Source organism: Pseudomonas sp. Z18(2022), from assembly GCF_036346535.1.
GTDB classification, from domain to species: Bacteria; Pseudomonadota; Gammaproteobacteria; order Pseudomonadales; family Pseudomonadaceae; genus Aquipseudomonas; species Aquipseudomonas yamanorum_A.
The window spans coordinates 182,248-205,919 of record NZ_JAOTOA010000011.1 but is presented as its reverse complement, the minus strand read 5'-3'; the positions used below and the strand labels follow the sequence as shown (position 1 = coordinate 205,919).

Annotated in this window: 20 protein-coding genes; 8 read left to right on the top strand and 12 right to left on the bottom strand. The window is 62.4% G+C overall.

Annotated elements, in window-relative coordinates; translation table 11 throughout:
- The first annotated feature begins 48 nt into the window (after positions 1-48).
- A complete protein-coding gene (locus V3W39_RS21445; protein WP_177115296.1) occupies positions 49-1,395 on the top strand; it encodes a cation:proton antiporter in 1,347 nt (448 codons plus the stop codon).
- A 3-nt stretch (positions 1,396-1,398) separates the two neighbouring features.
- Here V3W39_RS21445 and V3W39_RS21440 read toward each other — a convergent pair whose 3' ends face one another.
- The 3 genes from V3W39_RS21440 to V3W39_RS21430 all read right to left on the bottom strand — a co-directional run bounded on the left by V3W39_RS21440 (position 1,399) and on the right by V3W39_RS21430 (position 2,381).
- On the bottom strand, positions 1,399-1,539 hold the full coding sequence (locus tag V3W39_RS21440) for a hypothetical protein (protein ID WP_177045186.1): 141 nt from the start codon (positions 1,537-1,539) through the stop codon (positions 1,399-1,401).
- An 11-nt stretch (positions 1,540-1,550) separates the two neighbouring features.
- The gene (locus V3W39_RS21435; RefSeq protein WP_177077663.1) at positions 1,551-1,763 is read right to left on the bottom strand and encodes a hypothetical protein; all 213 of its coding nucleotides are present in this window, start codon (positions 1,761-1,763) and stop codon (positions 1,551-1,553) included.
- A gap of 72 nt (positions 1,764-1,835) precedes the next feature.
- Entirely contained in the window at positions 1,836-2,381 is a 546-nt protein-coding gene (locus tag V3W39_RS21430) for a hypothetical protein (RefSeq protein WP_177077661.1), read from the bottom strand.
- A gap of 413 nt (positions 2,382-2,794) precedes the next feature.
- On the opposite strand from V3W39_RS21430, the gene V3W39_RS21425 reads away from it, so the two are divergent.
- Together V3W39_RS21425 and V3W39_RS21420 are read left to right on the top strand one after the other, a co-directional pair.
- Positions 2,795-4,204 (top strand): circularly permuted type 2 ATP-grasp protein, encoded by a 1,410-nt coding sequence (locus tag V3W39_RS21425; protein WP_177045192.1) that lies wholly within the window; start codon positions 2,795-2,797, stop codon positions 4,202-4,204.
- A 2-nt stretch (positions 4,205-4,206) separates the two neighbouring features.
- Entirely contained in the window at positions 4,207-5,157 is a 951-nt protein-coding gene (locus V3W39_RS21420; protein ID WP_010169366.1) for an alpha-E domain-containing protein, read from the top strand.
- Positions 5,158-5,225: 68 nt separating this feature from the next.
- On the opposite strand, the gene msrA is transcribed toward V3W39_RS21420, so the two are convergent.
- From msrA to msrB, 3 genes are all read right to left on the bottom strand, one after another.
- Complete coding sequence (msrA, locus tag V3W39_RS21415) at positions 5,226-5,921, bottom strand: peptide-methionine (S)-S-oxide reductase MsrA (protein WP_330213311.1); 696 nt, start codon at positions 5,919-5,921, stop codon at positions 5,226-5,228.
- Between the two features lie 147 nt (positions 5,922-6,068).
- Positions 6,069-7,829 carry a cytochrome c biogenesis protein DipZ gene (locus V3W39_RS21410; protein WP_330213310.1) on the bottom strand — a complete coding sequence of 587 codons (1,761 nt, stop codon included), beginning with the start codon at positions 7,827-7,829 and terminating at the stop codon, positions 6,069-6,071.
- A 29-nt stretch (positions 7,830-7,858) separates the two neighbouring features.
- Complete coding sequence (gene msrB, locus V3W39_RS21405; RefSeq protein WP_330213309.1) at positions 7,859-8,371, bottom strand: peptide-methionine (R)-S-oxide reductase MsrB; 513 nt, start codon at positions 8,369-8,371, stop codon at positions 7,859-7,861.
- Positions 8,372-8,670: 299 nt separating this feature from the next.
- Between msrB and V3W39_RS21400 the strand changes: the two genes are divergently transcribed.
- Complete coding sequence (locus V3W39_RS21400; protein ID WP_003217086.1) at positions 8,671-9,381, top strand: response regulator transcription factor; 711 nt, start codon at positions 8,671-8,673, stop codon at positions 9,379-9,381.
- Positions 9,378-10,844, top strand: a complete 1,467-nt coding sequence (locus V3W39_RS21395; RefSeq protein ID WP_330213308.1) for a sensor histidine kinase — start codon at positions 9,378-9,380, stop codon at positions 10,842-10,844. Before V3W39_RS21400 ends, V3W39_RS21395 begins: the two co-directional genes overlap by 4 nt.
- Here V3W39_RS21395 and V3W39_RS21390 read toward each other — a convergent pair.
- Together V3W39_RS21390 and V3W39_RS21385 are read right to left on the bottom strand one after the other, a co-directional pair.
- Complete coding sequence (locus tag V3W39_RS21390; protein ID WP_330213307.1) at positions 10,807-11,748, bottom strand: alpha/beta fold hydrolase; 942 nt, start codon at positions 11,746-11,748, stop codon at positions 10,807-10,809. The two genes, V3W39_RS21395 and V3W39_RS21390, sit on opposite strands and share 38 nt — an antisense overlap.
- The gene (locus V3W39_RS21385) at positions 11,705-12,667 is read right to left on the bottom strand and encodes an AraC family transcriptional regulator (RefSeq protein WP_330213306.1); all 963 of its coding nucleotides are present in this window, start codon (positions 12,665-12,667) and stop codon (positions 11,705-11,707) included. Before V3W39_RS21385 ends, V3W39_RS21390 begins: the two co-directional genes overlap by 44 nt.
- Before the next feature lie 206 nt (positions 12,668-12,873).
- Between V3W39_RS21385 and V3W39_RS21380 the strand changes: the two genes are divergently transcribed.
- Positions 12,874-14,082 carry a serine hydrolase domain-containing protein gene (locus tag V3W39_RS21380; protein ID WP_330213305.1) on the top strand — a complete coding sequence of 403 codons (1,209 nt, stop codon included), beginning with the start codon at positions 12,874-12,876 and terminating at the stop codon, positions 14,080-14,082.
- On the opposite strand, the gene V3W39_RS21375 is transcribed toward V3W39_RS21380, so the two are convergent.
- On the bottom strand, positions 14,042-16,330 hold the full coding sequence (locus V3W39_RS21375; protein ID WP_330213304.1) for an ATP-dependent DNA helicase: 2,289 nt from the start codon (positions 16,328-16,330) through the stop codon (positions 14,042-14,044). The two genes, V3W39_RS21380 and V3W39_RS21375, sit on opposite strands and share 41 nt — an antisense overlap.
- On the bottom strand, positions 16,327-17,976 hold the full coding sequence (locus V3W39_RS21370; RefSeq protein WP_330213303.1) for a VRR-NUC domain-containing protein: 1,650 nt from the start codon (positions 17,974-17,976) through the stop codon (positions 16,327-16,329). The genes V3W39_RS21375 and V3W39_RS21370 overlap by 4 nt, the downstream gene beginning before the upstream one ends.
- 188 nt (positions 17,977-18,164) lie before the next feature.
- Between V3W39_RS21370 and V3W39_RS21365 the strand changes: the two genes are divergently transcribed.
- The gene (locus V3W39_RS21365) at positions 18,165-18,389 is read left to right on the top strand and encodes a YgdI/YgdR family lipoprotein (RefSeq protein ID WP_177045212.1); all 225 of its coding nucleotides are present in this window, start codon (positions 18,165-18,167) and stop codon (positions 18,387-18,389) included.
- 120 nt (positions 18,390-18,509) lie between these two features.
- Complete coding sequence (locus V3W39_RS21360) at positions 18,510-18,785, top strand: hypothetical protein (protein WP_256352145.1); 276 nt, start codon at positions 18,510-18,512, stop codon at positions 18,783-18,785.
- A gap of 132 nt (positions 18,786-18,917) precedes the next feature.
- On the opposite strand, the gene V3W39_RS21355 is transcribed toward V3W39_RS21360, so the two are convergent.
- Together V3W39_RS21355 and V3W39_RS21350 are read right to left on the bottom strand one after the other, a co-directional pair.
- On the bottom strand, positions 18,918-20,348 hold the full coding sequence (locus V3W39_RS21355; RefSeq protein WP_330213302.1) for a polyurethane esterase: 1,431 nt from the start codon (positions 20,346-20,348) through the stop codon (positions 18,918-18,920).
- 167 nt (positions 20,349-20,515) lie between these two features.
- Positions 20,516-23,626 carry an autotransporter domain-containing protein gene (locus tag V3W39_RS21350; RefSeq protein WP_442968418.1) on the bottom strand — a complete coding sequence of 1,037 codons (3,111 nt, stop codon included), beginning with the start codon at positions 23,624-23,626 and terminating at the stop codon, positions 20,516-20,518.
- Positions 23,627-23,672 lie beyond the last annotated feature (46 nt).

Sequence of the window (23,672 nt, the reverse complement as noted above, 5' to 3'; positions counted from 1 at the left end):
GGGCCGCACTCCTCAAACCTGCATAGACCACGGCCTGGTGCACACCCGATGACGTTTATTCTGTGGATGGCCGTACTGGGTGCCGTCTTGCTCACCCTCGCCCTCACCTCCTCCTACCTGCGCTGGATGCCGGTCACCACGTCGGCTGTCTGCCTGCTGCTGGGTATCGGCATCGGCCCGCTGGGCATGGACCTGCTGCACCTGGACATAAAGGGTTCCGCCCGCTGGATGGAGCATCTGACGGAAGTCGCGGTGCTGTTCTCGCTGTTTGTCAGCGGGCTGAAATTGCGCCTGCCACTCAAGCATCGAACCTGGCGCATTGCGTTTGGCATGGCCGGCCCGGTGATGCTATTGACCATCCTCGGGACATGCCTGGTGCTGCATTGGCTGCTGGGTTTGTCGTGGGGCGTTTCGCTGTTGGTGGGGGCGATTCTCGCGCCCACCGACCCGGTACTGGCGGGCCTGGTGCAGGTCAACAACGCCCAGGACTATGACGCGCTGCGTTTCGGCCTGTCCGGTGAGGCGGGCTTGAACGATGGCACCGCCTTCCCGTTTGTGATCTTTGCGCTGATCTTCATGCAGCACGGCGGGTTCGACGGTGACTGGCTGGGCGGCTGGGTCCTGAAGAACCTGCTCTGGGCAGTACCTGCCGGGTTGCTTGTAGGGTACTGGATGGGCCGTGGCATCGGCCAGGTCACCCTCAAGATGCGTATCACCAATGCCGACAGCACCCTGTCACCCAATGATTACCTGACCCTGGCCTTGATCGCCCTCGCCTATGTAGTGGCCGAAGCCATCGGCGGCTATGGCTTTCTTTCGGTGTTTGCCGCCGGCCTCGGGCTGCGGCAGGCCGAGTTCAAGTCCACGGGCAACGCTCAAACCCCTGCCGAGCATTTGGCGCAACCGGTGGTCGGTCACATGGAGGTTGAGCCGGAGCACGCATTGCATGGGGATGTCGGGCAGTTACAGGACACGCAGATCGCCGCCGGGGTGATGATGGGCGACATGCTCGCCTTCGGCAGCCTGGTGGAACGTTCGATGGAAGTGTTCCTGGTCACCCTGCTGGGCGTGGTGCTGGCCAGCCATTGGGATTGGCGAGCGCTGGCGGTAGGCGCGGTGCTGTTTTGCGTGATTCGCCCGCTCAGTGTGCTGTCGATACCCTGGGGCACCCTGCTGGATCGCAATCAACGCGGGCTGGTGGGCTGGTTCGGGATTCGCGGGATCGGCAGCATCTACTACCTGTTCTACGCCATCAACCATGGGCTGGTGGGCACCAGCAGCACCGTGGCGGTGAACCTGACGCTGTCGGTCATTGCCCTGAGCATCATCGTTCATGGCCTCAGCACACAGCCGATGCTGGTGTGGTATGAACGACGTGCCCAGGCACAACGATGAGGGCTATTCCTGGTTTTCGGTGTTGCCGACGTCGGCGGCATCATCCAGGTCGTTAAGCGGTACTTCGGCATCATCCATCAATGAGCCCGGGTCTTCATTGCCCGGGTCATTGAGTTCATCGTCATCTTCCAGGTCTACAGACATGACCGTCTCCTCTAACCGCCTTGGGTATCGATATCGGCATCGGTTTCAGGCTTGGGCTCGCGCTCGGGCTTGAAGTCTGGACTGTAGTCGTTTTCTTTGGCCTTGGGGTCGCTGGCGGGTTTGGGGTCTTTCGGCGCATCGGCGGCGGTGCCGGGGGCCGGCTCGCCGCGGTCGATGGCCGGGTCGTTACGGTTGCTGACTTGGGGATCGTTGTCTGTGCTCATGGCTCACCTCTGTTGAAAAACGCAGACTGCGTAAAGGTAAGGTCGTGCGCCGTGGGATGAAGTTCCCGTGAGTTACGAACCCGGGTTGTCCACCTGGATATAGAACGCATAGGCCCCCAGGATTACCCAGAACACCATGAACAGCCACGGCGCACGCATCGAGAACAGCAGTGACTTGCGATAGCCCTTGTGGGACGACTCCGTTTCACTGAACAGCGGCGATTCATCATAGGCCAGGCCCATGACCGGCTCGCTGCGCAGCAGTTCGCTCTGCTTGTAGTGCCAGTGATCGATGATGTCGTAGGCCGCCCGAATGCCCGGCCAGGCGTTCAGGGAACTGAGGATGCCGAGCATCGCCAGGAATACCGGCACCACCAGGGTGAACAGCTTGCCCCATTCCGGGTTGAGGTTGCCCATGCCGGAAACGAAGGCGATCACCAGGAACGACTGCGCCGTGAGGTAGGCGTCGGTGCGGTTGGCCAGGATGCTGGTTTCGTACTGGATCTCGCGTCGGTAGAAATCGAGACGGTCCTTGGGCGAACCGAAAATCTTCGCGTTGTGTTCGCTGTGGTCGGTCTGGTTCGACTCCGGAGTGTCGGGTGAAATGATTCTGGGCACATCCGTGCTCCGTGCTGGCATTTGAAGCAGTTTAGAAGAACCGGGCTGGTGCAAAGTTCAAGTAATCAGTGCACCGTTTTGAGGCGATAGAGCTACATCTGTGGCGAGGGAGCTTGCTCCCGCTGGACCGGGACAGCGCTCCAGTGCACAGCGCTCTCATTCCTTTTTGGGGCCGCTGCGCAGCCCAGCGGGAGCAAGCTCCCTCGCCACAAGGTGGATGGCACAGGCATTGCTTTATTGATTCATCTGCCCGGATACAGGAGCAATCGTTACCCCCCGACCCAGAGCCCACCCCAAAAGAAAGTAAGGACCAGGCCTGCTGGCACCATCAGCCACGGGCTCATAAAAAAATGCGTTTTCTAAAGCGGCAGTGCCAAAGCGCAGTTAGTCCCGGCACTGACAAGGTAATTGGAATGGCTCGATCTTTCTTTGATGAAATGAATGACGCACAAGGCGTTTGCCGTGCGCACTATCAGGAATTCTCCCGCTGGCTGGCCAATACGCCGCCAGAACTGCTGGCCCAGCGCCGCCGTGAAGCCGACCTGCTGTTTCACCGCGCCGGGATCACTTTCACCCTGTATGGCGACGAGCAAGACACCGAGCGCCTGATCCCCTTCGACATCATCCCCCGCAGCATTCCCGCCAGTGAGTGGAGCGTCATCGAGCGCGGCTGTATCCAGCGGGTGAACGCACTGAACATGTTCCTTGCCGACATCTACCACGACCAGCGCATCATCAAGGCCGGGATCATCCCCGCCGACCAGGTGCTGGGCAACGAGGGTTACCAGAAGGCGATGGTCGGGCTGGACCTGCACCGCGATATCTACTCGCACATCTCCGGGGTCGACCTTGTACGCGACGGCGACGGCACCTACTACGTGCTCGAAGACAACCTGCGCACCCCCAGCGGCGTGAGCTACATGCTCGAAGACCGCAAGATGATGATGCGGTTGTTCCCCGAGGTCTTCGCCAAGCAGCGCATCGCCCCGGTGGACCACTACCCCAACCTGCTGCTCAAGACCCTGAAAAGCTCCAGCCGCCTGGACAACCCGAATGTGGTGGTGCTGACGCCGGGGCGCTTCAACAGCGCGTTCTTCGAGCATGCATTCCTGGCCCGGGAAATGGGCGTGGAGCTGGTGGAAGGCGCCGACCTGTTCGTGCACGACCTCAAGGTGTTCATGCGCACCACCGACGGCCCCAAGGCCGTGGATGTGATCTACCGCCGAATCGACGACGCGTTCCTCGACCCGCAAGCCTTCAACCCCGACTCGATGCTCGGCGTGCCCGGCCTGGTCGCGGCCTACTGCGCAGGCAATGTGGTGCTGGCGAATGCCATCGGTACCGGCGTGGCGGACGACAAGTCGATCTACCCGTATGTGCCGGAAATGATCCGGTTCTACCTGGATGAAGAGCCGGTGCTGCAAAACGTGCCGACCTTCCAGTGTCGCAAGCCGGATGAGCTGTCCCACGTCCTCGCGCACCTGCCGGAACTGGTGGTCAAGGAAACCCAGGGCTCCGGCGGCTATGGCATGCTGGTAGGCCCCGCCTCCACCGCTGCCGAGATCGAAGACTTCCGTCAACGTATCAAGGCCCGCCCCCACGCCTACATCGCCCAACCGACCTTGAGCCTGTCCACCTGCCCGACCTTTGTCGAAAACGGCATCGCGCCACGGCATATCGACCTGCGGCCGTTCGTGCTGTCGGGCAAGGAAACCCGCCTGGTACCCGGCGGCCTCACCCGCGTGGCACTGCGTGAAGGCTCATTGATCGTCAACTCGTCGCAAGGCGGCGGAACCAAGGACACCTGGGTGGTGGAGGGCTGAGTATGCTGAGTAGAACCGCCGCAGATCTGTATTGGATGTCCCGTTACCTGGAGCGTGCCGAGAACCTGGCGCGCATGCTGGAAGTGAGTTATTCGCTGTCATTGATGCCCCAGGCCGGGCGCAGTGACGGGCTGGATGAGTTGGCCATGTCGTTGCTCAGCAGCGGCACCCTGGACAGTTACCTCGAACGTCATCAGCAACTGGACGCCGAGCGCATGTTGCACTTCTTCGCCCTGGATGAGGAAAACCCCGCGAGTATCTACAACTGCCTGCGGGCCGCCCGGGGCAACGCCCACGCGGTGCGCGGCCGGATCACCGCCGATATGTGGGAAAACCTCAACGCCACCTGGCTGGAGATGCGCAGCATTGCGGCCGGTGGGCTGGCGCGCCATGGCATCAGCCACTTTTGTGACTGGGTGAAGCAGCGTTCGCACCTGTTTCGCGGGGCGACGTCCGGGACGATCATGCGCAATGACGCGTATCGGTTTATTCGCCTGGGCACGTTTGTCGAGCGGGCGGATAACACCTTGAGGCTGCTGGACGCGCGGTATGAGATGTTTGGGGAAGAGTCCGAAGAGGTCAGTGATCTTTCGGCGCGTGGGTATTACCAGTGGAGCGCGTTGTTGCGGGCCCTGTCGTCGTTTGAGGCGTACACGGAGCTGTATCCGAATGCGCTGAATGCACGGTCGGTGTCGGAGCTTTTGCTGTTGCGCAGTGATGTGCCGCGGTCGTTGCATGCGTGTATTGAGGAATTGAGCCATATCCTGGCGGACTTGCCCGGGAGTTATGGGCGTACGGCGCAGCGTTTGGCTGCCGAATTTGAGGCGCGGCTGAGGTATACCGGGATTGATGAGATTCTGGAGGATGGGCTGCATAGCCGGTTGACGGAGTTTATCGACACCGTGCGGGAGTTGGCGCGGGCGATTCATAGTTCGTATCTGGAGGTGGTCTGAACACCGGTGCAGAACCCATGTGGGAGCAGGCAAGCCAGCTCCCACCTTTGAAATGTGCTGGGGTTGGGTTATTGGTTTTTCACCAGTACGGGCTCGGCGCGGTATTGGTCGGGGAACAGTTTTTTCAGCTGTTCCACCTTGGGCAGGTCGTTGATCACGATGTACGGGTAGGACGGGTTTTCCGTCAGGAAGTCCTGGTGGTACGACTCGGCCGGGTAGAAGGCTTTGCCCATCTCGATCCTGGTCACGATCGGCTTGTCGAAGGATTTGGCCGCGTCGAGCTGGGCGATGTAGGCCTGGGCGACTTTTTGCTGTTCGGCATTCTGGGCAAAGATCGCCGAGCGGTACTGGGTGCCGCTGTCCGGGCCCTGGCGGTTGAGTTCCGTGGGGTTGTGGGCCACTGAGAAGTAGATCTGCAGCAGTTTGCCGTAGCTGATCTTGCTCGGGTCGTAGGTCACGGAGACGGACTCGGCATGGCCGGTATCGCCGCCGCTGACGCTTTCGTACTGGGCGGTGCCGGCCGCGCCGCCGTCATAGCCGGAGACGGCGTTTTTCACGCCCTGTACGTGTTGGAACACGCCCTGCACGCCCCAGAAGCAGCCGCCGGCAAACACGGCGGTTTGCAGGTTGCTGCCGTCTGCCGGCAGGTCCATGGCCGGGGGCGCGATGGCTACGGCGTCGTCGGATGGGCCGAAGGAGAAGGCCGAGCTGTGGCCAACGAAGGCGGCGAATGCCAGCGCTGGTAAATATTTAAATAGCTTCATAAGGTTCACTCCAAAAAAGGCTGATCAAACCCGGTCAACTGTAGGAGCTGGCTTGCCTGCGATGGCGGCGGTGAATTCAACACCGCTATCGCAGGCAAGCCAGCTCCCACATTGATCGGGTTTCCACTCCAGGATTTCTCTGTTGGCTTAGCCGAAGGTGAAGGCGTAGGCCGCCACTTGCGGGTCAATAAATTCGATGGTGAATGTCCGGTCCTTGACGGCGCCCGGCTGGCGCACCAACTGGTACAAGCGTTGTTCGGTCACGGTGCCGCTGCCATCCGGGGCGACGTCGGTGCCGTGGGCATCCCCCGGCGCCTGGCCGTCGACGGTGACTTTGAAGCGCACCGGCTTGCCATCGGCGCCAGGGCCCAGCACCAGGTGCAGGTCTCGGGCGTGGAAGCGGTAGACGATCTTGCCGTTGGCCGCCGCGAGGGTGGCTTGCTGGCCGCCCACGTTCCATTGGCCTTCCAGGGTCCAGTCATTCAGGGCCAGGTTGCCGGCCGCCGGGTAATTCACGACCTTGTCGGTACCCAGGGTGCCGGTGGACACGAAGTTCTCGGCGCGCTGGAAGCCCAGGTAGGTTTCCGGCGATTGCACTTCGTTCATGTCCGGTGCGGCCTGGATGCCTTTGGCGTCTGCTTCGATCAAGCCTCCCGCCACCTTGGTCGCGCCGGCTTCACGCAGCAGCTGCTGGATAACCCGTTCGGACTCGGCGTAGTCACCCTCGCCAAAATGGTGGTAGCGGATCTGGCCCTTGGCGTCGGCAAAGTAATGCGCCGGCCAGTACTGGTTGTTGAAGGCGCGCCAGATCTTGTAGTTGTTGTCGATGGCCACCGGGTAGGTGATGCCCAGGTCCTTCATGGCCTTGGTGACGTTGTTCACGTCACGCTCGAAGGCGAATTCCGGGGCGTGCACACCGATCACTACGAGGCCTTGATCGCGGTACTTCTCGGCCCAGGCCTTGACGTACGGCAAGGTGCGCAGGCAGTTGATGCAGGAGTAGGTCCAGAAATCCACCAGCACTACCTTGCCTTTCAATGCCTCGGCGGTCAGGGGCTCGGAGTTCAGCCATTGCACGGCGCCGTCCAGCGGCGGCAACTGGCCTTCCACCGGTAGCGCGTCGCTATGGTTGGCAGACATCATCATCGCGCCACCGGCCATCATCGCCCCGCTCTTCTGTTCGGGCTTGGCGCTGAGTTTCTCCACCAGGCTTTGTTCCAGGCCACCGGTGGACGCCGTCGACAGGCGCGCCAGGATCCCGGTGTCCAGGCCCAGGGCGATCGCCGCCACACCGGCCAGCATCAACGCACCCAAGCCGCGACGCAGCCATTCACCGGCGCCCAGGGAGCGCTTCATGAAACCGAAGACTTTACCGCCGACCAGCAACGCCAGGGCCAGGGAGGTGGCAGCGCCTGCCGCGTAGGCCAGCAAGAGCAAGGTAGTGCCGATACTGGCGCCCTGCAGCGCGGCGCCCGTCAGCACCAGCCCCAGGATCGGCCCCGCGCACGGCGCCCACAGCAGCCCGGTGGCCACGCCGATCAGGAACGAGGCGCCTGGACGCGGCCGCGAATCGGCCCCGGCGGCTTCCGACAGGCGACTGCCTGCGGCCACCAGTGGCCGGGTCAGGCGCTCGGACAGGCTGGGCAGCAGCAGCGTCAGCCCGAATAGCGCAACAAACAGCAACGCGAGCCAGCGACCGTACTGATTGACTTGCACCACCCAACCGCCGCCCACCGCCGCGAGTGAAGCGACCAGGGCGAAGGTCATCGCCATCCCCAGCAACAGCGGCAAGCCACTGCGCAAAAACGGCTGGCCGGTGCGAGCGAAGACAAAAGGCAGAACCGGCAGGATGCACGGGCTGACAATCGTCAGCACGCCGCCCAGATATGCGAGAACCAAAAGCCACATGGGGTAGACCCTTATAGGAAGACATTGAATTAAGCCGCGGTGAACGTCATGGCTGCGCCGTTCATGCAGTAGCGCAGGCCGGTGGGGGCTGGGCCGTCGTCGAACACGTGGCCCTGATGGCCGCCACAGCGGCGGCAGTGGATTTCCTTGCGTACCACGCCGAAGGAGGTGTCGACGTGGCTGGCCACGGCGTTTTCCAGGGGTTGCCAGAAACTTGGCCAACCGGTGTGGCTGTCGAATTTGGTGGCTGAGGAATACAGGGGCAGTGCGCAACCGGCGCAGGCGAAGGTGCCGTTGCGGTGTTCGTCATTGAGGGCGCTGCTGTAGGGGCGTTCGGTGCCCTCCTCCCGCAGGATCGCGTATTGCTCGGCGGTCAGCAGGGTGCGCCATTCGGCGTCGGTGTGGCTGACTTCGAAGTTTTCGGCGGCTTCGGCTTCGGCGATCAGGGCGGGACCGCCGTTGATTTTTTGCAGCAGGCCGCCGGCGATGACTGCAAGGCCGAGGCCGCCGCCGGCGAGCAGGATCTGTCGACGTGAATACATGAGTTTCTCCTAAGCTCCAACTCTATATGGCCGGCAAATGACCCTGTGGCTGGAACTGTGGCGAGGGAGCTTGCTCCCGCTGGGGCGCGTAGCGGCCCCAAAAAACCGGGAGCGCTACGCACTCCAGCGGGAGCAAGCTCCCTCGCCACAATGATTGGGTTGTGTATTTTTGCCATTGCGAGGGTGAAGGTTAGGCCTGCTGTGGTCGCGGAATCCTCACGCAGAGTTAAACAATTCGTGATAACTACACTGTTGCAAAAGCCGCACAATGCGCGAATCAAGAAGACAGGTTTTTATCAATGGATCAGCCCAAACGTGTCCTGGTGGTCGAGGACGATGCCCATATTGCCGATTTGATCTGCCTGCACTTGCGGGACGAGCAGTTCGAGGTGGTCCACAGTGCCGATGGCGATGAGGGCCTGCGCCTGCTGGAACAAGGCGGCTGGGATGCGCTGATCCTCGACCTGATGTTGCCCGGCGTCGACGGCCTGGAAATCTGCCGGCGCGCCCGGGCCATGACGCGCTACACGCCGATCATTATCACCAGTGCCCGTTCCAGCGAGCTGCATCGCATCCTGGGCCTGGAGCTGGGGGCCGATGATTATCTGGCCAAGCCGTTTTCCATGCCGGAGCTGGTGGCGCGGGTCAAGGCACTGTTGCGCCGGGTCGACGCCATGGCGCGCAACCTGAAGATGGACGCCGGCAGCCTCGACCTCGGCCAGTTGTTCATCAACCCGCTGACCCGTGACGCCACCCTGCAAGGCCAGCGGCTGGACCTCACGCCCCGGGAGTTCGACCTGCTGTATTTTTTCGCCCGTCAGCCGGGCAAGGTGTTTTCGCGCATGGACCTGCTCAACGCCGTGTGGGGCTACAGCCACGAAGGCTATGAACACACGGTCAACACCCACATCAACCGCCTGCGGGCCAAGGTCGAGGCCGACCCGGCCAACCCGGCGCGCATCCTCACGGTGTGGGGCCGTGGCTACAAATTTGCCGAGCAGTCGGCATGAGGCTGACCCTTACCCAACGCCTGTCCCTGGTGTTCGCCCTGCTGCTGCTGATTTGCAGCGGCACCTCGGCGTGGCTGCAAGTGCGCTCCAACCACATGCATGAACTGGAAGTGGTGCAAGGCCTGTCCCGCGACCTGGCCGCACACATCGCCCGTGATACCCAACTGATGGACGCCGATGGGCTCAAGCCGGACGCGGTGCGCAACCTGTTCAGCCAGTTGATGCTGGTGAACCCGAGTGTCGAGGTGTACCTGCTGGACATCAACGGCCGCGTGGTCGGCAATGCCGCCCCCAGCGGCCACCTGCGCCGGGACCAGGTCAACCTGGAACCGGTGCGCCGTTTCCTCAGCGGCGCGATGCTGCCGATCCTCGGCGACGACCCGCGCAGCGTCGACGGCCTCAAGGTGTTCAGCGCCGCGCCGCTGCGGGTCAACGGCCAGCAGGCCGGCTACTTGTATGTGGTGCTGCTGGGCGAAGCCCATGATGTGTTCGACGCACGGGACGCCACCGGCATGGCCTTGAACATCGCCCTGTGGTCCATCGCCCTGGTGGCATTGCTGTGCCTGTTGGCGGGCTTGACCGCATTTGCCTGGATCACCCGACCGCTGCGGCAGTTGACCGAAAAGGTCGGCCAGTTCGATATCAACGGCGCACCGAAAGTCCCACAGGCTGTGGCCCCCGAGGTTGCCAGCCAGGATGAAATCGCCGTGCTCGACCACGCCTTTGTACAGATGGAGAACCGCCTGGGAGAACAATGGCGCGCTATCACCCATCAGGAACAGGAACGCCGGGAGATGGTCGCGAATATTTCCCATGACCTGCGTACTCCATTGGCCTCCTTGCATGGCTACCTGGAAACCCTGTCCCTGAAAGACGCCAGCCTGACCCCACAGGAGCGCCGGCGCTACCTGGGCATCGCCCTGGACCAAAGCCGCAAGGTGGGCGGCCTGGCCCAGTCACTGCTGGAACTGGTACGCCTGGAGCACGGTTTTGTGCAGCCGGTGATCGAAGGGTTCTCGTTGCCCGACCTGGTGCAGGACATCTTCCAGAAATTCGAACTCACGGCCGAAGCCCGCAGCATCACCCTCACCGCCAGCCTGCCGCCGGTGGTACCGACCGTATTGGCGGACCTGGGCCTGATCGAACGGGTGCTCACCAACCTGTTGGATAACGCCCTGCGCCACACGCCGCTCAATGGCAACGTTGAAGTGACACTGGCGCCCAGGGCCGGTCTTGTTGAAGTGACCGTCAGCGACAGCGGCCCGGGGATCGCGGCGGATTTGCGCGAAGGCCTGTTCCTGCGCGCGTTCACCATTGGCGGCGCCCGTCGTGATGGCGGGCTGGGCTTGCGCATCGTGCACCGGATTTTGCAATTGCACGGCCAGGAAATCCGCCTGATTGATGTAGCTGGGCGCGGCGCGACCTTCACGTTCGGCCTAGAAACCCGACCAGCAGTTCGTTGACCTTGGCCCCCTGCTCGTTCTGAATCCAGTGGCCGCAGTTGGCCAGGACGGCTTGTTGCAGATTCGGCACGGATTCGGGCATGCGCTTGAGGGTGTGGGCTTCGAACACGCCCACCGGGTCGCGGTCGCCAATCAGGAACAGCGTCGGTTGCAGCACCTGCTTGCCGGCGAGAAACTCGGTGCGTTGCCAGTTGCGCTCGAAGTTGCGGTACCAGTTCAGCGGGCCGCGGAAGCCGTCGCCGGCGAAGGTCTGTACATACACGTCGAGGTCCTGCTGGCGACACCACGCCGGGAGCTTGCCCGGCAGTGAAACACCTTCCAGCAAGGTGGCGCTGGCGGGTTTCTTCTGCAGGAACACATCCTGGTCCTGCATGAACAAGCGCAAGGTCCGCTCAATATCGGCATCCAGTTCCTTTTCGGCCACACCCGGCGTCTGGAAGTACAGGATGTAATTGAAGCGATCGGCATACAGCTCACGCATGATTTCGATCACCGGCCTGCGGGAGCGCCCGGCAAAAGGCACCGACATCGTCACCACCCGGGTGACGCGCTCAGGCTCCAGCAACGCCAGGTGCCAGGCCACCACGGCGCCCCAGTCATGCCCGACCATGACGACCTGGCGATGCCCGAACAGGTCCATGGCGCCCTGGATATCGGCGCACAGCGTCAGCAGATCATAGTCGGCCACTTCCGGCGGCGCGCTGGATTGTCCATAGCCGCGCATTTCCGGGACAAACACCCGATAACCCTGGGCCACCAGCGCCGGAATCTGCTCGCGCCAGGAGTGCCAGCACTCGGGAAACCCATGCAGCAACCACACCGGCGGGCCGCTCTCGGGCCCGGCGATGTGCACGTTCAGTTCAATGCCGTTGACCTTGACCTTCTGCTGCTGGATATCGCTCATCACGGGGTTCCTTGTGTGGGGTACGCTCGCGGTATTCCCGGGGAGAACAGGCCATCACGCGCTTGAAAGCATTGCTGAAGGCGCTGTCTGACTGATAGCCCAGGCCCTGGCCGATCGTGGACACGCTGTTGTCGCTGGCTTTCAACGCCTGCACTGCCAGGTGCATGCGCCAACGGGTCAGGTACTCCTGCGGTGCCAACCCCACCCGTTGCTTGAAGTGCAAGGCAAAGGTGGAGCGGGATTGACTCGCCACATCGGCCATTTCACTCAATGTCCATCGGCGGGCCGGCGCGGCGTGAATTTCCCGCAATACCGGGGCCAGCCTCGGATCGTTAAGCGCCGCCAACCAGCCGGTAGTACTGGCGCCCATGGAAGATTGATAGAGCCGCAGGATTTGCACCAGCATCATTTGCGCCAAATGCTCGGTCATCAATGCCGCGCCTTGCAACGGGCTGGCGTATTCTCGGGCCAGGCGGTCCAGGCACCAGCGCAATACGGCGGCCTGTTCGGAGTTGGCGCTCACCCGCAGCACCGGCGGCAGGCTGTCCAGCAACAGTCGGGCGTCATCCCCGTAGATAAAACGCCCGGCAATCAAAAACAGATCCACTGTGTCACCCACCGTAGCGATGCCGCCTACCGCATCGGCATACACCTCGCGTGCATCAACACCTTCATGGGACAAATTGCTGGACAGCCGCCACGGGCGCGCCTGGGTCAACAGGAAACAATCACCCTCATACAAGCGCATCGGCACCGCGAGCCCTTCCACCTCCAGCCAGCAACTGCCCTCCACCACCGCGTTGAACTTGATGCCGTCCGGCGCCGCGAAATTGATGGCCCAGGTGCCGCCAGCCTTCAGGCCGGCGAAGGTCGAGCGATGGCTTTTTAGCAGTGCCAGCACATCGGAAAGGGTATCCATAAAAGCTCCGGACGATCGCGACAGAAACACGGACTCTAGGGCATTCCGCGTCCGGGCTCCAGCGGGGAACCTAGGCTTCCCATAAGGAGATCTTTCATGACTGAAAAACAAACCCCAATCGACAGCGGCTGTAACATCACGTTGTAGTCCAGGGCTCTAGTGTTCATATTTGGCAGCCCTGCACTGCCAAAGAGTGAGCCTGACCCATGCAGCCGCCTGCCCGACACCTTGTGCCCCTTGCCGCCGCCCTTTGCGCCACCCTCGCCTGCGCCGACAGCCCGGACCCGCTGCTCGCCAAGCGCGTGGATGCGGTGGTCGACAGTGCCATTGCCGACAAACGCCTGGTGGGCGCAGTGGTGCTGGTGCTGCGGGACGGTCGGCTGGTTTACCACCGTGCTGCCGGCTTGGCGGACCGCGAAGCCGGGCGCCCGATGACCGAAGACACGATCTTTCGCCTGGCATCGGTCACCAAACCATTGGTCTCGGCCGCCGCGATGCACCTGGTGGACCAAGGCCGTTTGCGCCTTGACGATCCGGTCAGCCGCTGGCTGCCCGACTTCAAGCCCAAGCTGGCCGATGGCACCATCCCGGTGATTACCGTCAGCCAGTTGCTCAACCATACCGCCGGCCTCAGCTACGGATTCCTGGAAAGCCCGCACGGCCCGTACCGCACTGCCGGGGTTTCCGATGGTTTGGGCGAGCCGGAGATCGGCTTTGCCGAGAATCTGAAACGCATCGCCAGCGTGCCCCTGAGTTACCCGCCGGGCAAAGGCTGGCGGTATTCGATGGCCACCGATGTGCTGGGTGCGGTGCTGGAAAAGGCGTCCGGCCAGAGCTTGCCAGCATTGGTCCGCGAATCGGTGACCGAACCGCTTGGGTTGCGCGATACCGGGTTTGCCGTGACGGATCTCAAACGCCTGTCCGCCACCTATCAGGATGGTTCACCACAACCAATACGGATGGTCGACAAGGCCACCATCACCTCGGGCGACAGCACCGCACTGTTTGATGTACGGCGGATTCTCGATCCTAAGGCCTACCCTTCCGGCGGTGCCGGCATGGCCGGGACGGCAGGTGATATTGCGCGGTTCCTGGAAACCATTCGCCGGGGCGGCGCACCGATCCTGTCGGCGCACAGCGTGCGGTTGATGGTCACCGATTCGGTGGGCACCCACCCTCCAACCCAGGACCCTGGCTGGGGGTTCGGTTATGGCTGGGCGGTGCTGGATGACCCTGCGCTGACGGGCACACCGCAATCGCGGGGCACCTTTGAATGGGGCGGCGCCTACGGTCACAGCTGGTTTGTCGACCCGCTGCAAAAGCTCACGGTGGTTGCACTGACCAATATGGCTTACGAAGGCATGTCCGGCCTGTTCACCCACCAGTTGCGGGATGCGGTGTATCCGCCGCAGTGATCGACCACCAGCGCGGCAACAACTGCCGTACCCGGGCTTCACCAAAACGGTCATCGATCAGCATCACCACGCCGCGGTCCTGCTGGCTGCGAATCACCCGGCCCGCGGCCTGCACCACCTTCTGGATACCCGGGTACAGATAGGTGTAGTCGTAACCGGCACCAAAAATCGCGCCCATCCGCAGTTTGAGCTGCTCATTCACCGGGTTCAGTTGGGCCAGGCCCAGGGTGGCGATGAATGCGCCGATCAGCCGGGTGCCCGGCAGGTCGATGCCTTCGCCGAAAGCCCCGCCCAGTACCGCAAAACCGATGCCCTGGCTGTGCTGGGTGAACTGGTCGAGAAACCCCTGGCGCTCGGCCTCGGCCATGCCCCGTGACTGGTGCCACAACGGGATGCGCGGGTGCCGCTCGGCGAGCAGTTGCGCCACTTGCTGCAAATAATCGAAGCTGCTGAAGAACGCCAGGTAGTTGCCCGGCGCCTGGGCAAACTGGGTGGCGATCAGCTCGACGATGGGTTCCAGGGACGCCTGGCGGTGGACGAACCGGGTGGAGATCCGATCGACGATATGCACCTGCAGCTGTTCGGCCTTGAACGGTGATTCCACGTCGACCCAGGCGGTGTCGGGCGGCATTCCCAGCAGGTCTGCGTAGTAATGGCGCGGGCTCAGGGTCGCGGAAAACAGCACGCTGCTGCGGGCCGCCGTCAAGCGGGGGCGGATGAAGTCGGCGGGCACCACGTTGCGCAGGCACAGGGTCGATGAGCTGCGTTTGCCACTGAGTTCGCGCTTGCTGATGTCGAAGACGAAGTGTTCGTTGAACAGCTCGGCGACCTTGGCAAATTGCAACGCCTCGAAGTAGAAGGCTTGCAAGTCGCCATTCAGGGCTTCGGGATGGTCGTTGAAATATTCGCCCATGGCGCTGGTGCACAGGCTCAGGGCTTGCAGCAGTTTGTCGGGCTTGCGGGCGTAAGCCTGATACGGCGCAACTTGCTCCTTGTGCAGGGCGTTCCATTCACGGTTCAGGCGCTGCAAGGATTTCTTCAGCGGTTGCGCAGCGCTGTCGCGCAAGATCTTGAGGCTGTACTGATCGAGGGCGGCGCTGTACATCGAGCGGCCGCGCTCCACCAGGTTATGGGCCTCGTCCACCAGCACCGCGACCCGCCACTGGTTGAGCTGGGCCAGGCCGAACAACATGGCGCCGAAGTCGAAGTAGTAGTTGTAGTCGGCGACCACCACGTCGGTCCAGCGCGCCATTTCCTGGCTCAGGTAGTAAGGGCACACGTCATGGGCCAGGGCGACTTCCCGCAAATTGCGCTGGTCCAGCAGGCGTACCCTGGACGCGGCTTCGCGGGCGGCGGGCAGGCGGTCGTAAAAGCCCTTGGCCAACGGGCACGAATCGCCGTGACAGGCTTTGTCCAGGTGTTCGCAGGCCTTGTCCCGCGCGACCAGTTCCAGCACCCGCAGCGGCAATCCCGGGCTGCTGTCGTACAGCACCTGCGCCGCATCCAGCGCCAGTTTTCGGCCCGGGGTCTTGGCGGTCAGGAAGAACACCTTGTCCAGTTGCTGAGGCGCCAGGGCCTTGAGCATCGGGAAGATCGTGCCCACGGTCTTGCCGATACCGGTGGGCGCCTGGGCCATCAGGCAACGGCCGGTGCTGACGGCCTTGTAGACGGTTTCCGCCAGGGAGCGCTGGCCCGGGCGAAACGCCGTATGCGGAAAACCCAGGGCAACCGCTGCGGCGTTGCGGGCTTCACGCTGATGCATTTCCTGTTCGGCCCAGCCGAGGAACAGGGCGCATTGCTGGTTGAAGAAATGCTCCAGGTCGGCGGCCTGGAAGGATTGGCTCAACAGGGTTTCGTGCTCACCGACAATGTCGAAGTACACCAGCGCCAGCACAATCTGCGACAACCCCAGCTTCTGGCACATCAGCCAGCCGTAGACTTTCACCTGTGCCCAGTGCAATTGCCGGTGGTTGGCCGGCTGCTTGGCCAGGTCGCCGCGATAGGTTTTCACCTCTTCCAGTTGGTTGCGGTCCGGGTCGTAGCCATCCGCCCTGCCCCGGACTTTCAACTGAAGGTATTCGCCCTCAAGGGCCACTTCGTTCTGGTAGTGGGCACTGCGCCGCGAAGCCACGGTGCGATGGCCGACAATCCCTTCCTGGGCGCTGGGGGATGGCGTAAAACGCAGGTCGAGGTCGCCGACCTTGGCGGTGAATTCACATAACGCACGCACCGCAACGCTGTAGCTCAAGCCACCTGCTCCGCCCAGCGCACATAACACACGGTCACGGGCATCTGGTGTTCGCCGCAGAATTCCAGCCAGCGCAGCTGGTTGTCTTGCAGGCGATCACCGGGGCCTTTGACTTCGATCATGCGGTAGGTTTTTTCTTCGGGCCAGAACTGGATCAGGTCAGGCATGCCGGCGCGATTGGCGCGGATATCCAGCAGCAGGCGCTCGAACCAGTGGCGCAGGTGCACGGCGGGCATGCAATCGAGGGCCTGGTCGAGCAGTTCTTCGCTGAGGACGTTCCAGAACACGAAGGGCGACTGAATGCCCCATTTGTCCACGTAGCGCTGGCGGATCGTGGCCTTGTAGCGCTCGTCGCCGAGTTGGTCCAGGCATTCGGCAAACAGCTCGGCCCGCCGCTGATGAAAGTCCTCACTGTGCAGGTCCACCGGCCCGCGCTGGAACGGGTGGAAAAACGACCCCGGCAATGGCGCGAAAATCGCCGGCCAGCACAGCAGGCCAAATAACGAATTGATCAAACTGTTCTCGACGTAATGCACCGGCGCACCGTGGTCGCTCAGGTGCGCCTGCACGCAATACTCCACCGACATCAGCGGCTCGGGGGCAGGCAGTTCAAGGTCCAGGCGCACGATCTCGCGGGGTTTTACCCTGGGCACCGCCGGTTCACCCAGTTTGCGCCCCAGCCTGGGTATGACCCGCAACAGATGCTGCTGCTCGGCGGCGCTTTCCGGTGCCAACTGCGCCTCACGGGCCAGGCGCATCGCCTGGGCGAAGTCTTCCTGGCGCTCCAGCACCCGGATCAGCCGCGCCCGGGCGCCGGGATAGGTGCAGCCCCGGTAGATCGCCTCGGCCAGGGCCAGCTCGGCGCTGCGCTCACAGTATTGGCCCACTTGAAACAACAGCTTGGCCCGACGCTTTTCCAGCCAGGGGTTGTCGGTGTGCAAGGTGGCGATATTTTCCAGCACCACCTCCAGCGGCTCGCCCGCCTCAAAGGCTTGCTGGCACTGGTGCAGGAACAGGAAGCCATGCACATCGTCACGGCTGCGCAGACCGCGGGACTCGGCGCAGAACTCGACTTTCTCGTAAGTGAAAATCCCCAGGTCCGCCAGCACAAACTCCGACCAGTCCTGATAGAGATTGCCGAAGAACATCAGCCGCAAACGGTCGCACAGGTCCATCACGGTCAGGCTGTAGAGCTGATCGGCCAGGTCCGGACACCACGCCTGAAAGCAGCGCGCTTCGCAGAACTGCGCGGATAGTTCCTCGAGCCAGTCAGCCTTTTTCGCCTTGGGTTGCTCGATCCAGGGTTTGAACGTCGCGAGGATTTCGGCTTTCTGCAACAGGCCGAACAGCTCGTCGAACGACAGCAGGCACTGATCCGTCACCCAACCCTGTTCCAGCAAAGGCACGACCGCCTCCTGTGCTGCACCGATCTCGGCATAGTTGAGTTTGCCAGCGCGAAAATGCATGCCCTTGCGCATCACCATACGTACCAGCAAGGCCTGGGACGCCTGGGGCAAGCTGTCAAATTGCTGAATGAAATGCGCTTCTTCCGGGGCCAGTAAATCGGCATAACGCTGCCCCAGCCAGTCGAGCACCTGGCGGAAGTTGTGCAGGTAATACAGCGGGTTTTCAAGGGGATTGGGCATTTCACGCACTGAATCAAACACTGGTTATGCATACAGAGTGCCGTCCCTGACCGGCTGTTGCAATCGGTAATAGATCAAAGGCACACGCAACTTTTTGCGTAATAATGATCAGATGGCTGTCAGCCACATTAAATGTGTCTCCCCCGACTGCTCAGGCACGGGGTTTTCGAAGGGTCAGGGTAAGGGTTATGAGCATGAAGAATTTAGGTCTGGCACTGGGTATGTTGACGATGCTGGTATTGGCCGGTTGCTCCACGCAAACCGTGGTGACGTTGCAGAACGGTACCCAATATTTGACCAAGGACGTACCGAACGCGAAGACTGCGGATGGTTTCTACGAGTTCACCGACATCGCCGGCAAGCATGTACGGGTCAAGGCCGCCGACGTTGCGACCGTGATCAAAGAGAAATAAAGCAGCAACCCGCCCTCGGGCAGCGCGAAAAATAAACAGATTTTCACCGAAGGATTTTCCCCGTCGCCGCGTTTAACCGATCAACCACCTTCAACTTCGAGGGTGGTACGACGGAGAACCATGGCCATGACATTCATGTCCCGAGCGGTGCGCGCTCTGCTATTCATTCCCTTGATGTGGGCTGCGCTGGCGAGTACGCCGGTGTTTGCCGACACCATAATCATCCGCCAGGCGCCCTCACGCGTGGTGATCGTGCAACCCCCTCCTCCCGGCTACTACGGCCACTGGGGTTATGGCTACGGCCCGCGAGGCTACTGGCCACGCGGTCATTACTACGGCTACGGCTACGGCCAACCCCATCGCCCGTACTGGAACCACGGCCACTACTGGAGATAACCCCTCCCCATACGCTAACTAACCCTGTGGCGAGGGAGCTTGCTCCCGCTGGGGCGCGAAGCGGCCCCAAAAAAACGGGCCTGCTACGCAGTCCAGCGGGAGCAAGCTCCCTCGCCACAACAGCAGCGCTATTTAGCCGATGGAAATTCCATCGTCCCAAACCCCGGCCGGCCCAACCCCCACCAGCGTCACCGAATCCGCGCCAAAACTCAGCACCGTATCGCCACCCACCACCTTGGCGTGATCACGCCAGTCGGCACTGCCCTCCACGTCCCGGAACACCAGCTTGTCAGTGGACTGATACCCGATCACCCGATCCTGCCCAAACTGCCCGCTGAACAGAAAAGTGTTATGCCCACTGTTATCGCGGATCGTGTCATTGCCCTTGCCGCCCTCGATAAAGTCCACGCCCTTGCCCCCCTGGATCAGGTCATCACCGTCACTGCCAATGATGAACGTGTTGCCCTTGTGAGGCTCGGCGTTGCGGTTGAGGTCCTGCACCCAGGTATTGGCCCGGGCCGGGTCTGACAGGTTGGCCACGATAATCGTCGAATCGCGGCTGGTCAGGTCGTAGAACGCCGAGTCCAGCACCCGGCTCATGCCATCCCCATAGGCCGTGGGCAAATGGGAAATCCAGGTCGGCACATTGACGATGGAAAACGGCAGCACATTCCACAGCGTCGACGCATAGTGATCGTTGAAGCTGACGATATTGTCGGTGGTCGACTCATGGGGCTTGTCGTGCACCCCCAGTGACGAAAAGTTGAACGACGAACCGTCCAGCGCCCGAAATACCGGGTCATTTTCATAGCCGATGTTCAGCACTTTGTCGCCGCTGCTCTGGGTCGGCGAGGCGTAGGCCACGTAGTTGGAATCCTTGTAGAACCCCGACCACTTATTGCCGCTCAAGTCGGCCATGCTGTTGACCGCCAGGCCGCCCAGGCTGTGGCCGCTGACCACCACATCCTTGCCCGTGAGCCCTTGGCTGGCGGCATACGCCGCGACATCCTTGAGCAAGGTGCCAAACGCCTCGCCCGCGTAGTTCTTCGCGTAATCCTTCGGCCCCAGCGCCGCCAGCAAATCACTGACCAAATCGCCAATCGAGTCGCTGATCAGGGTTTCCCGAGGCCCGGAAGTCCCGCGAAAACCGATGCCGATTTCCAGCAACTTGCCGTCGCCATCGTACTTGCCCAGCACTTCGACCTGAGCCGTGGTGTAGCCGGCCTTTTCACCGAAAAACGTGCCCCGGGCATCGACCTTGCCGCCGTAGCCCAGGGTGCTGGCACTGATGGGCGTCCAGCCGGCCTTGTTGACGGCGTCGAGGGCGGCCTTTTCCGAATCGGGGTTCCAGGGAATCCCCGGAATCACCCCCTGGGAATCGGTACTGCCCAGCAACGCGCCCACCAGCGTCGCCGGCAGGCCCAGGCCAAACCCGTTGTGCTGGTAGCCCACGGCAAAGCCGTTATCCAGGTTGTGATAGGAGTACAACGTGATCGCCATGGCATCGGCGAACAACGCTTTGGAACCCTCGGCCCCGAGGTTTTTATAGTCAAAGACACCCATGGTATTGCCTCTCTTTTGTTGGAATTGTCGAGAAAGCCAAATCTGCACAAATTGACGATTGAAACAGAGTCCATGTGGGAGCGGGCTTGCCCGCGATGAGGGCGTATCAGTCGATGCATGGTTGACTGACCCGGCGCTATCGCGGGCAAGCCCGCTCCCACAGGTGTTTAGAACGCCCAGTCGAGGCTCAAGCCGACGCCATGGACTTTCTCCTTGCTGGCCAGCAGGCCGTTGTAATCAAGATTCACCTTCGCGTCCTTGCTCAGCGCCAGGCTGACCCGCGCGCCCACCAGGGCCGCATCACGCACCATCGGCGAACTTTCCACGGAGAACGACGGGCTGCCCGACGCAAACGCCAGGTGCCGCTCGGAGTCGACGCTGCTCAGGTTGTGCTGCCAGCCCAACGTGCCGGAAAGCTCCAGTTGCTGGTGATCGCTCACGTTCAAGGTTTTCAGCGCCCTTACACCCAGTGTGCTCAACACCAGGTCGCGACTGTCATCCCCGCCCTTCAGCGCTGCCGCATCACCCTTCTCGGTAAACCCGTCGGCATCCAGGTGCACATACGCCAGGTTGGCGAACGGCTCCACGGCCAGCGGTTGCAGGTTCAGGCGATACGCCGCTTCGGTAAACACCTGGGTGCTGCGGGCATCCACCTTGGCTTTCTGCTTGCCGGCGACTTCACCGTATTGCAGCTCGCGCTTTACATCGGCGCGGTGCCAGCTGTAGGTTGCGCCACCGCTCAAACGCAAGGCGCCGATCTCGTGCCCGGCATACGCACCCAGGTGATAGCTGTCGATCGATGCGCGGGAGTGGGTGTCACTGCCCATGTTCAGCGAGGTGTCGCTGTAGCCCGCCACCAGGCCCAAGCGGGTGTCTTCATCCAGCGCGCCGTCCACACCCGCCAGCATGCCGCCGATGGAGGTGGTGTAGCCCGCTGTGTCGCTACGGCTGTCGGTCTTGCCCCAGGCGCCGAGGGCCTTGACCCAAACGTTGCCGCGGCTGTCGATAGTCTCGGTCGATGCGCCCATTTCGCCTTGCTGCAAACGCTCACCCACGGCTTCGCGCAGGTAGCGGTTGTCATTGACCAGCGCGGTTTCCAGCGCCGGGTAGATTTCCCCGGACAGCTGCTGGAACGCACCCTGGGCCGACGCCGCATTCGGCGCTGACAACAGGCTTTCATACACCGCGTTACCGGCGCCCAGCTGTTCAGCGGCCGCTGCCACCGAGCGTTGATTCGGGGTAGCCGCTACGCTGGCGAAGGTGTTGGCGTTGCGCGCCACGTCCAGTTGCACGCCGTTGGCGGCGTAGTTCAGGGTGCCGCCGAGAAACAGGTAGTTGGGCAGCACCGAACCGAAGCTGCCAGTAATGCCGCCGGCGGCCTGAAGGATGTTGTACTGCCGACCGATCAGGCTTTCGGCCTGGGTCTGGGTCAGCAGTGTCGGGCTGTTTTCCAGGGCCAGGGTCACGGTGCCGCCGCTGAGAGTGGCCTTGCCACCGGCGACGATGCGATCACTGTTGGTGGCCGACAGCTCCACCGCATAGGTAGAGCCCGCCGCAAAGTTCACATCCCCCGCCACATTCAGGGTGCCGATGGAATTGCCCGGCGCCACGGTACCGCCGCTGTTGGCGGTGAGTGAACCAATGTGCCCGGAACCGCCCACTACCCCGCTGCTGCCCACGGTGACGTCGGAGGTGATCGAGCCATTGACCGCCAGCAACCCTTGATTGACCAGGGTCGGGCCGCTGTAGGTGTTGGTGCCGGTCAGCACCAGCGCGCCAATACCCTGCTTGGTCAGGCCGCCATGCCCGGAGATGTCGTTGCTCCACACGTCCAGCCCGCAATGCACGTCGGTGCAAAGACGCTGGGTCGGTTTACCGGCATCCACCACGGCGCCAATCCCTGGCAGGTCCGCGACGAATTGGCCGGAGCCGTAGGCGCCGTCGATACGAAACTCGGCTGGAATATCCTCAGCCGTCACAAACATCCCCGGGCCGTTGATGGCCTTGCCCAGGTTGATCATGCCCCAGCCGTAAAGCGAGTCGATGCCCGGTGCGCCGAGGTCGGTCGCGGTGGTTTTGAGCAGCGTGGAAATCTGGTCGCCACTCATGTACGGGAAGCGCTCCATCAACACCGCCGCGCTGCCGGCCACATGGGGCGCGGCCATGGAGGTGCCGTTGAAGTTGGCGTAGTCGGTGGTCAGGTTTTCCAGGGTGGTGCCGTTGATCACCGAGCTGTAGATCTTGGTGCCGGGCGCCGCGACGCAAAAGCTCGCGGCATAACCGCAGCGTGAGGAGAAGGTGCTGATCACGTACGGATCGGCACTGGCGGTGTCGGGGTTCTGCTGCAAGGCCGCCACCGACAACCAGTTGGGTGCGATCTCCGGCACGAAGTACGCCAGGCCCGAAATCGCATCCGGGTTGTTGCGGTTGTAGTCGTTGCCGGCGGCAAAGATCGTCAGCACGCCGCTGCGGGCCGCATCGATCGCGCCTTGATAAGCGCCGCCTGCGATCGTGCCAAGGATCGGACGGATGTTATTGAACTGCGCCTGGGCTTCATTGACCGTGAAGTTGGGGAACGCCGGATCACGCCCGCCCTTGGCGTACTGGTCACCGATCCCGATGCCCCAGCTGTTGTTGATGATGCGCGCACCGCTGGCCACCAACGCGTCCCAACCGGCTTTGTAGACCGCGCCGTCGTTGCCCAGGATGATCCCGTCTTCGGGGCCTGGGTCGCCGTTTTCGGCGCTGATGATTTGCGCATCGAACGCCACGCCATGCATCGGCCCGCCATCGCGATTACCCGCAGCAATGCCGCCCACATGGGTGCCGTGGTTGCCGAGCTTGCCGTTGGAGCCCAGGGATGGCGTGCCGTCGTAGCGAAAGGCATCCCCGGCCTTCACCGGGATGTACGGGTCGGTGTATTGGCGGATGCCCTCGGTCACGATCGTGACCACTTTGCCGGGGCTGGCGAACTCCGGATGCTGGGCGTACACCGGCTGGTCGAAGATCCCCAGCTTCACGCCCTTGCCGGTGTAGCCGGCGGCGTAGGCGGCGTCTGCATGCACGGCGCCCAGCCCCCAGTCGGCCTTGAACTCATTGCTGCGCCAACTGGCAGCGTCCCCCAGTTTCCCGGTTTCGACGTAGGGTGCGGCCTGGGCGGTACCCAGGCTGGCCAGGCAACACAGCAACGCGCCGTATGGCACGCAACTCCTGGCCTTGAGCGGGTAGCCCGGGCCTGTTGGGATGGCGGATTGAAACCCTCGTTTTTTTGTTTTCACGGTGGACTTCCTTGTAGGAGCGAGCTTGCTCGCGATGATCGTTAAC

Excerpts from the sequence above, each read along its gene's own strand:
- V3W39_RS21445 (WP_177115296.1), top strand. The coding sequence starts at position 49 with ATGACGTTTATTCTGTGGATGGCCGTACTGGGTGCCGTCTTGCTCACC.
- V3W39_RS21440 (WP_177045186.1), bottom strand. The coding sequence starts at position 1,539 with ATGTCTGTAGACCTGGAAGATGACGATGAACTCAATGACCCGGGCAAT.
- V3W39_RS21435 (WP_177077663.1), bottom strand. The coding sequence starts at position 1,763 with ATGAGCACAGACAACGATCCCCAAGTCAGCAACCGTAACGACCCGGCC.
- V3W39_RS21425 (WP_177045192.1), top strand. The coding sequence starts at position 2,795 with ATGGCTCGATCTTTCTTTGATGAAATGAATGACGCACAAGGCGTTTGC.
- V3W39_RS21420 (WP_010169366.1), top strand. The coding sequence starts at position 4,207 with ATGCTGAGTAGAACCGCCGCAGATCTGTATTGGATGTCCCGTTACCTG.
- msrA (WP_330213311.1), bottom strand. The coding sequence starts at position 5,921 with ATGAAGCTATTTAAATATTTACCAGCGCTGGCATTCGCCGCCTTCGTT.
- V3W39_RS21410 (WP_330213310.1), bottom strand. The coding sequence starts at position 7,829 with ATGTGGCTTTTGGTTCTCGCATATCTGGGCGGCGTGCTGACGATTGTC.
- msrB (WP_330213309.1), bottom strand. The coding sequence starts at position 8,371 with ATGTATTCACGTCGACAGATCCTGCTCGCCGGCGGCGGCCTCGGCCTT.
- V3W39_RS21400 (WP_003217086.1), top strand. The coding sequence starts at position 8,671 with ATGGATCAGCCCAAACGTGTCCTGGTGGTCGAGGACGATGCCCATATT.
- V3W39_RS21395 (WP_330213308.1), top strand. The coding sequence starts at position 9,378 with ATGAGGCTGACCCTTACCCAACGCCTGTCCCTGGTGTTCGCCCTGCTG.
- V3W39_RS21390 (WP_330213307.1), bottom strand. The coding sequence starts at position 11,748 with ATGAGCGATATCCAGCAGCAGAAGGTCAAGGTCAACGGCATTGAACTG.
- V3W39_RS21385 (WP_330213306.1), bottom strand. The coding sequence starts at position 12,667 with ATGGATACCCTTTCCGATGTGCTGGCACTGCTAAAAAGCCATCGCTCG.
- V3W39_RS21380 (WP_330213305.1), top strand. The coding sequence starts at position 12,874 with ATGCAGCCGCCTGCCCGACACCTTGTGCCCCTTGCCGCCGCCCTTTGC.
- V3W39_RS21370 (WP_330213303.1), bottom strand. The coding sequence starts at position 17,976 with ATGCCCAATCCCCTTGAAAACCCGCTGTATTACCTGCACAACTTCCGC.
- V3W39_RS21365 (WP_177045212.1), top strand. The coding sequence starts at position 18,165 with ATGAGCATGAAGAATTTAGGTCTGGCACTGGGTATGTTGACGATGCTG.
- V3W39_RS21360 (WP_256352145.1), top strand. The coding sequence starts at position 18,510 with ATGGCCATGACATTCATGTCCCGAGCGGTGCGCGCTCTGCTATTCATT.
- V3W39_RS21355 (WP_330213302.1), bottom strand. The coding sequence starts at position 20,348 with ATGGGTGTCTTTGACTATAAAAACCTCGGGGCCGAGGGTTCCAAAGCG.